Origin of the sequence: Micromonospora sp. NPDC005979 (assembly GCF_040614415.1) — a bacterium.
Lineage (GTDB): Bacteria > Actinomycetota > Actinomycetes > Mycobacteriales > Micromonosporaceae > Micromonospora.
Map to the genome: position 1 here is coordinate 115,080 of NZ_JBEXUR010000017.1, position 11,566 is coordinate 126,645.

Genomic DNA, 11,566 nt, shown 5'->3' on the forward strand with positions numbered 1-11,566 from the left:
TGGCGTGCCGGCGAGGCTGATCGCCGTGACTGACGCGCGTACCGCCGAGGACCTGATCGCGGAGGCCGCCGCCGCGCCCGTCGACGGCTGGGGTTTCGACTGGCTGGCCGGCCGGGCCACCGAGGAGCGTCCACCCTGGGGGTACGCCCACCTCGTCGCCGACCGGATGGGTCGCGCCGCCGCGGCGCTGGACGTGGACACCGGCGGGGGCGAGGTGCTGGCGGACGTCCCGCGCCCGCCGAAGGTGCTGGTGGCCACGGAGGCGTGGCCGCCGAACGTCCTGGTGGCACGACGGAACCTGCGCCCGCTCGACGCGACGGTGGTGGCGGTCGCGCCGGACTCGGCGCTGCCGTTCCGGGACGGCTCCTTCGACCTGGTGGTGAGCCGGCACCCGGTACGCACCGACTGGGCGGACACGGCTCGGGTGCTGCGCCCCGGGGGGACGTACCTGTCGCAGCAGATCGGGCCGGGCACCATGCGGGAGCTGAGTGAGGCGATCCTCGGCCCGCTGCCACCCCCGGACGGCCGGCACCCCGAGGAGGCGGTCGCTTCCGCTGAGTCGGCGGGCCTGCGCGTGGTCGACCTGCGCCGGGCCACGCTGCGCGCGACATTCCACGACATCGGCGCGGTGGTCTGGTTCCTGCGCAAGGTGGTCTGGACCGTGCCGGGCTTCGACGTGGACCGCCACCGCGCGCCGCTACTCGCCCTGCACCGCCGCATCGTCGAGCAGGGCCCCTTCGTAGCCCACGCCCAACGCTTCCTCATCGAAGCAACCCACCCCTAACCTCCCTCCCACCCGCGCCTTCCCGCCGCCCCCTCGCGCCGATCTTGCACTTACTGTTGACGTTTTGCGCCATTGGCACCTTTAGTCGCCACAGAAATCGCAAGATCGACGAGAAGAGGGCTGGGGGAGGCGGGGGCGGTGACAGGCGCGGGTGCGGGCGGCGGCATCGCGTGGACGGCGCCTCTCCGCCGCCGGCCGATCATGGACTTGTGGTGGGCGTTATGCGCCCGCTCGTGCCCTTCGTTCCCACCACGACTCCATGATCGCCAGGGGCGGGGCGGGGCGGGGCGGGGCGGGGCGGGGGCGGATTAGTGGGGGTGGGAGTTGTGGTGGGCGGCCAGGATGTCGGCGCCGAAGTCGCTGGCGGGGCGGCGGAGCACGGTGTGCGCGTGGTTGCCGTCGTCGCTGGTGTTGTCGTACTCGATCAGCAGGTCGTCGCCCTGCACCCGGTAGTAGTGGCGCTGCCCCGGGTTGGTCGGCCCGGCCCAGGCGAAGTGCAGCGGGCCGCCGGCTAGGCGGGTCGCCTCGCGTACGGCCAGTTCGGGCGGTAGCCGGTCCAGGTAAAGAGCGACGATCTGGTCGAGCAGCGCCCGGCCGGTGGGGCCGAGTCGGTCGGCCGGTACGCCGAGGGGTTCGAGTGGCCCGTCGACCCGGGGACGGGTGGCGCTGATGATGTCCGTCGGGGCCTCGTCGGCGATGATCGCGGCGGCCCGCCCGGCGGGGCCCAGCGCGTCCAGCAGGGCGCGGCCCAGATCCTCCTCCACGCCGAGCGGTCGGGAGACGGGCCGCCCGGCGTACCGCACCGCGGCCGGGTTGGCGCCGAAGAAGACCGGCGCGGGGGAGACCTGGTCGTCCACGATGGTCATGGTCACCGACAGGTGGTGCCCCTCGAGCCGCCACGCCCAGCGGTCGTCGCGCGCCGGGTCGCCGAACACGGCGATCCAGTAGTCGCCGCTGTGCCGCCCGCGACGCCACCCCTCGGCCCGGTCCAGGACCTCCTCCAGGGCGATGATCGCCATCGCCTGGGCGTACGCCGACGGGCTGAGCGCGGTGGCCAGCAGCCGGTGCGCGGCCTTGCGCCCGGCGATGTCCAGCCCGGCGAGGCAGACGCCGGGGCGTGGGCGCGGCCGGTACTCCAGCCAGCGCCGGGCGGGCTCGTCGTCGAACGGGTACACGACGTCGACGCGGGTCGCGGGGTCGAGCGCGGTCAGCAGCGCGCTGCCGGCGGCACGCATCTGTTCGGGCAGAGGATCTTCCACCGCCCCTGTATACCGTCAGTCGGCCCGCAGCAGCCGCACCATGTCCGGCAGGTCGAAGAACTGCGCGGTTTCCAGGGCGGAGGGGTTGCCGTACGCCGGGTCGGCGCCGGCGGCGAGGAGCGCGCGGACGGCGTCGGCGCTGCTCCGAAAGACCGCGGCGGCCAGGGCGCTCTGACCTCGGTCGTTGGTACGCGTGTGGTCCGCGCCCCGGGCCAGCAACGCGGCCACCGTGTCGGGGTGGGAGTGGTAGGCGGCCAGGATCAGCAGGGTGTCGCCCTTGTCGTTGGTCAGGTTGACCGGCAGACCGGCATCGACCTGGGCGGCCAGTTCGTCGGCGGCGCCCGCGCGGGCCAGGTCGAACATCCGGTGCGCGAACGCCAGGGTCTCGGCGTCGAGGTCGTCGGTCACCGGTCCAGGCTAGGACGCGGCGGAGGACTCCGCACCCGGGCCGGTCATCTCGGCATGTGGAATTACCTACTAAACCTATAGGCTTTGCCGTCTAGAGTACGGGGGCACCCCACGCACCGACCCGCGAGGAACCACCGATGACCCACGATCGCCCGGCCACCGACCTGCTCGCCGTCGCCGCCCGCTGGGCCGACCCGACCGGCTGGCCGGTGACGCTGCGCTTCGATCCCGGCGAACGCTGGTACGCCCGGCTCGCCACCGCCGACGACCACGAGGTGTGGGCGCTGAGCTGGCTGCCCGGCCAGGGCACCGACCTGCACGACCACGGCGGCTCGGCCGGCGCGTTCCGGGTGGTGGCCGGCGCCCTCACCGAGGAGACGGTCAGCCGGGGACGGCTGCTGCCCCGCGTGCTGCCCGCCGGTGCCGGCCGTCGTTTCGGCGCTCACCACGTCCACCAGGTCACCAATCGCGGCGCGGACCCGGCGGTCAGCGTGCACGTCTACCGGCCGGCGCTGCGCCGGATGACCCGCTACGACCTCGTGGACGGTCGGCTGCGCACCGCCGAGGTCGCCGAGGCCGGCCGGTCCTGGTGAACCGCCCCGACCCCCTCTCTCCCGGAAGGAATCGATAATGCAGCTCACCGCCGAGCACTGTCCGGCGCCCGTGCCACCGCCGGGCTCCCGGGGCATCGACGAGATCTTGGCGGCCGCGCGTGCCCGGCTCGACCGGCTGGACCCGGAGCGGGCGCACCTCGCGTACCGGGCCGGGGCTCTGCTGGTCGACATCCGGCCGGCGGCCCAGCGCGCCGCGCACGGCGTCGTGCCCGGCGCGCTCACGGTCGAGCGCAACGTGCTGGAGTGGCGCTTCGACCCGCGCTGCCCGGCCCGGCTGCCCGAAGCCGTCGACTACGACGTGCCGGTGGTGATCCTCTGCCAGGAGGGTTACACCTCGTCACTGGCCGCCGCCGCGTTGCAGGACATCGGCCTGCGCCGGGCCACCGACGTCGACGGCGGGTTCGCCGCCTGGCGCATCGCCGGCCTGCCGGCGCTCGGTCCGACCCCCCTGCACCGCGCAACCCCCCTCGCGCCCCCGGTCACCGCCGGTTGGGCGCGCCGCTGACCCCCACGCCGCACCGGGCGTGGCGGGCGTACCGCCATCAGGAGGCACGATGTCCGTCGTCGCGATCCCCACCCGTCCCTACTCGCCGGGTCACCCGGGACGGGCCGTCGGCCGCCCGCGCACCGGACCCACCCTGACCATCACCCTCGACCTGGCTCCCGGGCCGATGAGCCCCCGGCTGGCCCGGCTGGTGCAGTTGCTCGGCGAGCTGGCCGAGGCCGGCGAGGGTCGGCTGGGCCCCGTCGACGACGTACCGCAGACGCCGCGACCGCTCGCGCGCCCGACCGTCGTCGAGGCGTCCGCGGTGGCCGACGCCGCCGACGTCCGCATCCTGGCCGGGTCGCGGACCGTCCGGCACGGCGACCGGGTGGTCGCGCTCACCCGCATCGAGTACGACCTGCTGCTCTTTCTCGCCGAGCGTCCGCACCGGGTCTTCACCCGCCTGCAGCTGCTGTCGAACGTCTGGGGCTACGAGCACGCGGTGGCCCGGACCGTGGACGTGCACGTCCGGCGGCTGCGCGCCAAGCTCGACGGCGCGGAGGTGGTCACCACCGTCTACGGGGTGGGTTACCGCCTCGGCGACGAGGCGCGGATCAGCGTGGACCACACCCGCTGAGCGGGCCGGGTGGCCGGCCGGGGCGCGGCGGCATCCGCATGGTGAACAGGACGGGGACCCCCGTAACGGGGCATCCGGGTGGCTCTGCTGTAATCATCTGGCTTCGTACGCAGAGCGAGCGTCTGGCTCCGATGCGTTCGTCAATTGTCACATTCATGCAACGCAGCCGCCTCTTGACCCTCGCCCGGACGCCGGGAAGCATCGATGAAGCGGCGCCCCGGGCCGTGGGGAGATACCCGGACCAGCCCAAGGAGGACCATGTCGGTCAGCCCCGCCTCGTCGCGCGCCGGATGGCATACGTCCCAACCCGCGGTGCCCGGTCGACCTCCCGGCGGTCAACGCCGCCCGGCGAACACCGCCGCGCCCGTGCTCACCGTGACGCTGTCGATCCCGCTGAACTGCGAGGAGTCGCTGACGCCGCCGGCCCGGCGGCTGCTCGAAGCCGCCCGTGAGCTGCTCGAACGTGGCGAAGGCGTGGTCACCAGCTCCGCTCCGGCCGAGCGCCGCGCCGACGGTGTGCCGGCCAACCGGTCACCCGTGCGGGCCCTCACCCCGACGATCCCCGCCCTGCACATCCTCGCGTCGTCCCGGTCGGTGCTGCGCGACGACGAGCCGCTGCCCCTGACCCGGTTGGAGTTCGACCTGCTGCTGCACCTCGTCGCACACCCCCGCCGCGTCTTCACCCGGCTGCAACTGCTCAACGCCGTGTGGGGCTACGAGCACGCCGGGGTCCGCACCGTCGACGTGCACGTGCGCCGGCTGCGCGGCAAGGTCGGCGTCGACGTGCCCCTGGTCACCACGGTCTACGGCGTGGGCTACCGGTTGGCCGACGACGCGCGCGTCACCGTCGACCGCACCGGCTGACCGCCACCACCGTCCGCCGCTTTCCGGCGGGGCAGGATGGACCGGTGCGCATCCGTCCCATCTCGCCCGACCTGCTCGTCGCCGAACTGACCGGCCGCCTCGCCGACGCCTCGGCCACCGTCGAGCCCGCCCGGCTGCGCGTCGCCGTCGACGGCGCTCCCGCCGCCGGCCCGGACGAGCTGGCCGCCGCGCTGGTCGACCCGCTGCGCGCCCGGGGTCGTCCGGTCCTGCACGTACGCGCCGACGACTTCCTCCGGCCCGCGTCGCTGCGCTTCGAACTCGGCCGGACCAACCCGGACGCCTACTACGAGGGCTGGCTCGACGAGGCCGGCCTGCGCCGTGAGGTGCTCGAACCGGCCGGCCCCGGCGGCGACGGGCGGGTGCTGCCGTCGCTGTGGGACCCGGTCGCCGACCGGGCCAGCCGCGCCGCGTACCTCGATCTGCCGCCGGGCGGCGTGGTCCTGGTCAGCGGCGCGCTCCTGCTCGGCGGAGCGTTGCCGTTCGACGTGACCGTCCACCTTCAGGTGTCCACGGCGGCCCTGCGCCGCCGCACCGATCCGGCCCGGGGGTGGACCCTGCCGGCCTTCGACCGTTACGCCGAGGAGGTGGTTCCCGCCAGCTTCGCCGACGTGGTCGTACGCGCCGACGACCCCCGCCATCCCGCGCTCGTCGAGGCTGGCGGCGAGGGCTGAAATTGGCTCGTTTGCGGGCCGGCTCCGGCGGGTACTCGCCCGGCTCACAGAGCGTGGGTGATCGCCCGCGTACCGCATGCGACCGCTACCCGGGGCGCCACGCCGCCGGACCCGGTTCACGGGAACCACAGGCCAGGAAAGGCAGGCAGCGATGCTCGTCCACGACACGGTCGACACCGGCCGCTCCCAGACGGAGATCGACCAGATCCGGCAGTCCCTGCAGGCGCGCTACGACGACCTGACGGCGGAGTACGACCAGGCCGTCCTGCAGAGTCAGGTGCTGCGTCTGGTGGAGGTCGGCGACACCGCCGGCGACGACCAGGCCGACAGCGGCACCAAGACGGCCGAGCGGGACACCGCCCAGTCCCTCCTGCGCACGATCCTCGACCGACGCGCCCAGTACGAGCACGCCCTGGGCCGCCTCGCCGAGGGCACGTACGGCTGGTGCGAGGGCTGCAAGGCGGCGATCCCGGTCGAGCGGCTGGAGATCTTCCCGGCCGCCACCACGTGTGTCACCTGCAAGCAGACCCGCGAACGGCGGGCGGCCTGAGCGAGGAGCAGCGGTTGCCGGTCGGTCCGCGACACGATGGACTCCACCCATGGGTGACATTCTGGTGGGCACCGCGTCCTGGACCGACCGCACGCTGCTCGACTCGGGTTGGTATCCCCAGACGGCGGACAACCCCGAGAAACGCCTCGCGTACTACGCCCGGCAGTTCCCGCTGGTCGAGGTGGACGCGACCTACTACTCGCCGCCGGCCGAGTCGACCGCACGGCTCTGGGCCGACCGCACGCCGGCCGGATTCACGTTCAACATCAAGGCGTTCAGCCTGCTGACCGGGCACCCCACCCGGGTCAACGCGCTCTACAAGGACCTGCGACCGGAGACCGACAAGAAGAACGTCTACCCCGACGACCTGCCCGCGCAGGCGTACGAGGAGGTGTGGACGCGCTTCCTGTCCGCGCTGGACCCCCTCCTGGAGGCGGGCAAGCTGGGCGCGCTGCTGTTCCAGTTCCCGCCCTGGTTCACGATCAAGCGGGCCAACAAGCAGTACCTGCTGGAGGTGGCGAAGCGCTGCGCCCCGCTGCTACCGGTCTACGAGTTCCGGCACGCCTCCTGGTTCGACGGCGACAACGCCGACGAGACGCTGACGTTCCTGCGCGAGCACGACCTGTCGTACGTCTGCGTGGACATGCCGCAGGGTCACCGCTCGTCGGTGCCCCCGGTGCTGGCCGCCACCGGCGACCTGGCCGTGATGCGCTTTCACGGCCACAGTGACAAGTGGACCAGCAAGGACATCCACGAGAAGTTCGGCTACCACTACTCCAAGCGGGAGCTCAAGGACTGGGCGCCCAAGCTGCGGGAGCTGGCCGACTCCGCCGGCCAGACCCACGTCCTCATGAACAACTGCTACCGCGACTACGCGCAGACGAACGCGACAACACTCATCGGCTTACTGAACGGGTAAGGCCTGCGTGTCTCCGCGAAGCTGTTCGCGCCTTGGACGGGGACGTGGCGCTGACCCAGACGCTGGCCAGGTACGCGATTCAGCCCTGATGGGGCGCTTGGCCGACTTTCGCATCGGAGGCGTGTGCCGGAGCGTGACGAGCCAGGAACGAGGGCGGTACCTTCGACATGGCGGCCCGGTGGGGTAGAGGCCGACAATGCCGCCATCGGGCCCTCCACCCCGAAAGCAGGCTCGCCGTGACCGAACCAACATTCGCCGAGCGGATGCGAGAGCTTCGCCAGGCCCGGGGCATCTCCCTGCGCGATCTCGCCAAGCTCACCTTCCACGGCAAGTCCTACCTGCACGAGCTGGAGACGGGCAGGAAAGCGCCCACTGCTCACGTCGCGCAGCGTGTCGACGACGCGCTCAACGCCGATGGGGACCTCGTTGCGCTCGCTGCCCGGCCCGCCATCCGGCGCCGTGAGTTCGTGGCCGCCGCTGGCCTTGCCGCCGCCCTCCCGCAAGCCTTGCTCAGTCACGGCCGTTACGTGAGCCCCGGCACCACCGCGAGGCTGGCGGAGCGGACCGCCCGGCTACGCCGCCTCGACAACTTCCTGGGCGGCGCCGACACGCGGCACCTGTACGCGGCCGAAGTCGACTCCACCACCCGGCTCCTGAAGAACGGCTCCTACAGCGAATCCGTAGGCCGGCAGCTCCTCGCCATTCTCGCGGAGCAGGCTCAGCTCGCTGGCTGGGCGGCATTCGACGCCGGGCGGCATGCCGAGGCTGACCGGCTGTACCGCGCCAGCCTCGCCGCCGCACGAGACGCCGCCGCCCACGCCCTCGCCGGCAACGCCTACGCGTTCCTCGCCTACCAGCAGCTCGCCCTGGGCCACCCCGCCGTCGAAACCGCCACAGCCGCATGCGACGCCGCCGCCTCGGCCACACCCACTGTTCGGGCCCTACTGCACCTGAGGACCGCCTGGGCGCATGCGGTAGCCGGGAACGCCGATGCGGCCGACCAGCACCTCGGCCAGGGCACCACCTGCCTCACCGAACAGGACAGCCGGCCTGAACCCGACTGGGTGTACTGGGTTGACCATGTCGAAGGTGAAATCATGAGCGGGCGGTGTTGGACGGTTCTGCACCGACCGATGCGCGCGATCCCCGTGCTGGAGGGTGCGCTGGCCAACTTCGATGACACCCACTCCCGCGATAAGTCCCTGTACCTGTCGTGGCTGGCGGACGCCTACCTCGACGCCAACGAGGTCGAACAGGCGTGCACTACCGCTGCCGTCGCCGTGCGTCTCGCGGGTGGCGTCGGGTCGGTGCGGCCTGCCCAGCGCCTCAACTCGTTCCTCGGTCGCTTGGCGCCGCACGGCAGCATGACCTGCGTCATTGAGCTGCGGGCGCTGGCCGCCGAAGCGTCTAACCGCCCTCGACCGTCCGTCTAACCCACGCCAGGTAGGCAGCCGAGCCGTGAAGGACAGGCACGGCGGTGACCTGCGGGTTATCCCACGGGTGGGCGTCGATCAGGTACGCCTCCAGTTGTGGGTACCGGTCGGCTGTGGTGTACAGGAGCACCGGCCACTCCTCACCGTTGCCCTGCTGGCCGAGGTGCCAGAACACGGAGGTGACCGGGCCGGTCACCTGTGCGCCTGCGGCCAGGTGCGCTGCTGTTGCTCCTTCGGCCAGCTGCACTGCCGCCTCGCGGGTGGGCGCGGCTGTTGACACCTGCACGTAGTCGCTCACCGGCACAGGCTAGCGGGGTGGGTGTCCGCGGACAGGTGCGGACAGGCGGCGGACAGCCGCTCTCGCCCGACTGCAGTTGTTGGCCCGTAGCGTCCCGTGCGGGACAGCAGTGGTCGATATCCGAACCCGAGGGACATGCAGATGATCCACAGACGCACCAGCACCGTCGAGCGGTCGAGGGCGAAGCAGTTGCTCCCGGCCCAGGTCCGGGACGTCACGGCGGCACACCGAAGCGTCGGCAGCCCGCACGGGCCAGTCCGGTGACCAGTCGGCCGATGCCCGCGCCCGGCACCCGGGTGTCGGTGCGGCCCACCGAGTGGCAGCCCAGTCCCGGCATCGAGGGCCAGACCTCTCACGACATCGTCATTGTGTCCGTCCACGACTCCCACGACCCGCGCTTCGCCTGGGTGTACGGGCACGGCCCGGAGTGCAGCTGGCCCACGGCGGACTGTGCCGCACCGTTCTGCTGGGAGTTGCTGGTCAGCGTTGACGTACTCGCCCCCGCCGCTGAGCGTCCGTGAACGCCGACCTCAGCCCCGGGGCTCCGCTCGCGTTTCGTTGGTGGCAGACCATCGTCGCGCACCGTGCCGTGGAGGGCCGCTGTCCCCACTGCCGCACTCGGGGGCGGTGCTGGCTGTGGGCGGATGCGTTCGGCCAGTTGGTCGCCCACGACCTGTGGCACCTCGGTCCACCTCTCCTGTTGGACCCGCCGGTCTCACCCGATCCGGGTGGGGCCGGCTCACCCGCTCGCCCGGCAGGGTGGACACGGTGGTTACGGCCGCCCGACGGCCGGAGACGACACGGAGGTGACGGGGGATGACGGTTCGACTGGTGACGGATCGACGGCGCGGTGCCGTCCTGCACGTGGTCGGCACGGCGGACAACGCCCGACGTGCCCCCCAGGGCAGCCCGGTACGCGCCCGGCGCGGTCCCGTGGGGCCGCCGCGACGTACCGACGAGCGACGCTGGGAAGCCACGGAACGGGGGTCGGCCGATGCCTGACTCGATGATCTCCGCCTTCGAGAGTTCGCTGGACAAGACCAACCTGATCCTCAAGGACATCGAGGACGCCTACGGGTGGCCGAAGGAGCGGCGCAACCAGTCGTACGCGGCGCTGCGCACGGTGCTGCACCTGCTGCGGGACCGGTTGGCGGTCAACGAGAGCGTCCAGTTCGCCCAGCAGTTGCCCGTGCTGGTCCGGGGAATCTACTTCGACGGTTGGAACCCGTCCGACGTGCCGATCAAGCTCAACCGCGACGACTTCCTCTACGAGGTCCGCCAGGGCTTCCCGTACGACGCCGAGGGCGGCGCGGAGCGGGTGACGCAGGTGGTGCTCGACACCCTGCGTCGGCACGTCACCCAGGGCGAGTGGCAGGACGTGAGGGACACCATGCCCAAGGACCTCGCCATGATGCTGCCCTGAGACCGGCCTATCGAGCGGCGCTGTCCGGCGGGGACGGCACCCGGGAAACCGGGTGGCCGGCCCCGCGGGCCAGCGCCGCGAACGCGACGGCGTCGGTGACCGCCGCGCCGCCGGGGTCGTTGTTGAAATAGACGTACGCCGGCTCGTCCGCGTCGAACGCGTCGGTGAGCCGGCGGACCCACGAGCCGAGCGCCGTCCGCCCGTAGTGCGGCCACGGTCGGGCCCGCCCTTCGTGCAGCCGCAGGTAGCCGAAGTCGGTGGTACGCCAGCGCGGGGCCACCGGACGACCGAGGCGATCCGCCCAGACCAACGCCGCCCGCCGTCGTTCCAGGACGGCCCGGGTGGCGTCGGTCCACCACGACGGGTGCCGGGGCTCCACCGCCACCCGCACGTCCTGCGGGAAGAGCCGCAGCGTCGCGTCGAGCGCGTCCAGGTCCGCCCGCAGGTTCGGTGGCAGTTGCAGCAGCACCGGGCCGAGTCGGTCGCCGAGGGCGGTGGCCCGGCCGAGGAACCGCGCCACCGGCTCGGCTGGCGCGCGCAGACGCTTGATGTGGGTGAGGTAGCGGCTCATCTTCACCGCCACGCAGAAGTCCGCCGGCGTGCGTTCCCGCCACGCCGCGAACGTCTCGCGCTCGGGCAGGCGGTAGAACGCGTTGTTGACCTCGACGGTGGCGAAGCCCGACGCGAAGTGCTCCAACCAGAGGCGCTGCGGCATCCCCTGCGGGTAGTAGCGGCCCCGCCAGTCCCGGTACTGCCAGCCCGACGTGCCCACCAGGATCACCGCCCCATCCTGGCACTCTCCGCCGCCGCCCGCGAACCGACCGTGTCGTCCCGGTTCGGCGTCTACGGTGTGGGTTAGAGAAGATCGCGCGTGGGGTACCACCCGCAGCACGACGGACCCCGGCGTACGGCGGGGCGGCACACCCGAGGGAGTACCGATGGCACTCAACGACGATGACATGCAGACCACGGGCGGCAGCGGCCTGGAGGGTCCGGCCGACGGTGGCGCGACCCCGGGTCACCAGGACGGTGGCGCGGACGGTGGCGCGGAGGGTCCGGCCGATGGTGGCGCGACCCCGGGTCACCAGGACGGTGGCGCCGATGGTGGCGCGGAGGGTCCGGCCGATGGTGGCGCGACCCCGGGTCACCAGGACGGTGGCGCCGATGGTGGCGCGGAGGGTCCGGCCGATGGTGGCGCGTC

The 11,566-nt window shown here is 72.6% G+C and carries 17 protein-coding genes; 13 read left to right on the plus strand and 4 right to left on the minus strand.

Annotation, left to right across the window (positions count from 1 at the left end):
* The first annotated feature begins 25 nt into the window (after positions 1–25).
* Complete coding sequence (locus ABZ272_RS25455) at positions 26–784, plus strand: class I SAM-dependent methyltransferase (RefSeq protein ID WP_355052428.1); 759 nt, start codon at positions 26–28, stop codon at positions 782–784.
* 308 nt (positions 785–1,092) lie between these two features.
* Here ABZ272_RS25455 and ABZ272_RS25460 read toward each other — a convergent pair whose 3' ends face one another.
* Complete coding sequence (locus ABZ272_RS25460) at positions 1,093–2,043, minus strand: DUF3500 domain-containing protein (protein WP_355052429.1); 951 nt, start codon at positions 2,041–2,043, stop codon at positions 1,093–1,095.
* Between the two features lie 15 nt (positions 2,044–2,058).
* Positions 2,059–2,451: an ankyrin repeat domain-containing protein gene (locus tag ABZ272_RS25465; protein ID WP_355052430.1), complete on the minus strand. Its 393-nt coding sequence runs from the start codon at positions 2,449–2,451 to the stop codon at positions 2,059–2,061.
* Between the two features lie 137 nt (positions 2,452–2,588).
* Between ABZ272_RS25465 and ABZ272_RS25470 the strand changes: the two genes are divergently transcribed.
* From ABZ272_RS25470 to ABZ272_RS25505, 8 genes are all read left to right on the plus strand, one after another.
* Positions 2,589–3,044 (plus strand): cysteine dioxygenase family protein, encoded by a 456-nt coding sequence (locus tag ABZ272_RS25470; RefSeq protein ID WP_355052431.1) that lies wholly within the window; start codon positions 2,589–2,591, stop codon positions 3,042–3,044.
* Between the two features lie 37 nt (positions 3,045–3,081).
* Positions 3,082–3,570, plus strand: coding sequence for a rhodanese-like domain-containing protein (locus ABZ272_RS25475; RefSeq protein ID WP_355052432.1), 489 nt, complete (start codon positions 3,082–3,084; stop codon positions 3,568–3,570).
* A gap of 49 nt (positions 3,571–3,619) precedes the next feature.
* The gene (locus tag ABZ272_RS25480) at positions 3,620–4,186 is read left to right on the plus strand and encodes a winged helix-turn-helix domain-containing protein (protein WP_355052433.1); all 567 of its coding nucleotides are present in this window, start codon (positions 3,620–3,622) and stop codon (positions 4,184–4,186) included.
* A 258-nt stretch (positions 4,187–4,444) separates the two neighbouring features.
* Entirely contained in the window at positions 4,445–5,050 is a 606-nt protein-coding gene (locus ABZ272_RS25485; RefSeq protein ID WP_355052434.1) for a winged helix-turn-helix domain-containing protein, read from the plus strand.
* Between the two features lie 44 nt (positions 5,051–5,094).
* Complete coding sequence (locus ABZ272_RS25490; protein WP_355052435.1) at positions 5,095–5,742, plus strand: uridine kinase; 648 nt, start codon at positions 5,095–5,097, stop codon at positions 5,740–5,742.
* Positions 5,743–5,893: 151 nt separating this feature from the next.
* A complete protein-coding gene (locus ABZ272_RS25495; protein ID WP_355052436.1) occupies positions 5,894–6,292 on the plus strand; it encodes a TraR/DksA C4-type zinc finger protein in 399 nt (132 codons plus the stop codon).
* Between the two features lie 49 nt (positions 6,293–6,341).
* Positions 6,342–7,211, plus strand: a complete 870-nt coding sequence (locus ABZ272_RS25500) for a DUF72 domain-containing protein (RefSeq protein WP_355052437.1) — start codon at positions 6,342–6,344, stop codon at positions 7,209–7,211.
* A gap of 263 nt (positions 7,212–7,474) precedes the next feature.
* Positions 7,475–8,644, plus strand: coding sequence for a helix-turn-helix transcriptional regulator (locus ABZ272_RS25505; RefSeq protein ID WP_355052479.1), 1,170 nt, complete (start codon positions 7,475–7,477; stop codon positions 8,642–8,644).
* Here the strand turns inward: ABZ272_RS25505 and cutA are convergent.
* Entirely contained in the window at positions 8,619–8,942 is a 324-nt protein-coding gene (gene cutA / locus ABZ272_RS25510; RefSeq protein WP_355052438.1) for a divalent cation tolerance protein CutA, read from the minus strand. The genes ABZ272_RS25505 and cutA overlap by 26 nt on opposite strands.
* A 260-nt stretch (positions 8,943–9,202) precedes the next feature.
* On the opposite strand from cutA, the gene ABZ272_RS25515 reads away from it, so the two are divergent.
* The 3 genes from ABZ272_RS25515 (at position 9,203) to ABZ272_RS25525 (ending at position 10,365) form a co-directional block, all read left to right on the plus strand.
* Complete coding sequence (locus ABZ272_RS25515; RefSeq protein ID WP_355052439.1) at positions 9,203–9,463, plus strand: hypothetical protein; 261 nt, start codon at positions 9,203–9,205, stop codon at positions 9,461–9,463.
* 295 nt (positions 9,464–9,758) lie between these two features.
* Positions 9,759–9,944 carry a hypothetical protein gene (locus ABZ272_RS25520; protein ID WP_355052440.1) on the plus strand — a complete coding sequence of 62 codons (186 nt, stop codon included), beginning with the start codon at positions 9,759–9,761 and terminating at the stop codon, positions 9,942–9,944.
* A complete protein-coding gene (locus ABZ272_RS25525) occupies positions 9,937–10,365 on the plus strand; it encodes a DUF2267 domain-containing protein (protein WP_355052441.1) in 429 nt (142 codons plus the stop codon). Before ABZ272_RS25520 ends, ABZ272_RS25525 begins: the two co-directional genes overlap by 8 nt.
* A gap of 7 nt (positions 10,366–10,372) precedes the next feature.
* On the opposite strand, the gene ABZ272_RS25530 is transcribed toward ABZ272_RS25525, so the two are convergent.
* Complete coding sequence (locus ABZ272_RS25530) at positions 10,373–11,146, minus strand: DUF72 domain-containing protein (RefSeq protein WP_355052442.1); 774 nt, start codon at positions 11,144–11,146, stop codon at positions 10,373–10,375.
* 157 nt (positions 11,147–11,303) lie between these two features.
* Between ABZ272_RS25530 and ABZ272_RS25535 the strand changes: the two genes are divergently transcribed.
* Positions 11,304–11,566 (plus strand): hypothetical protein (locus tag ABZ272_RS25535; protein WP_355052443.1); only part of this gene is annotated, 263 nt, incomplete at its 3' end.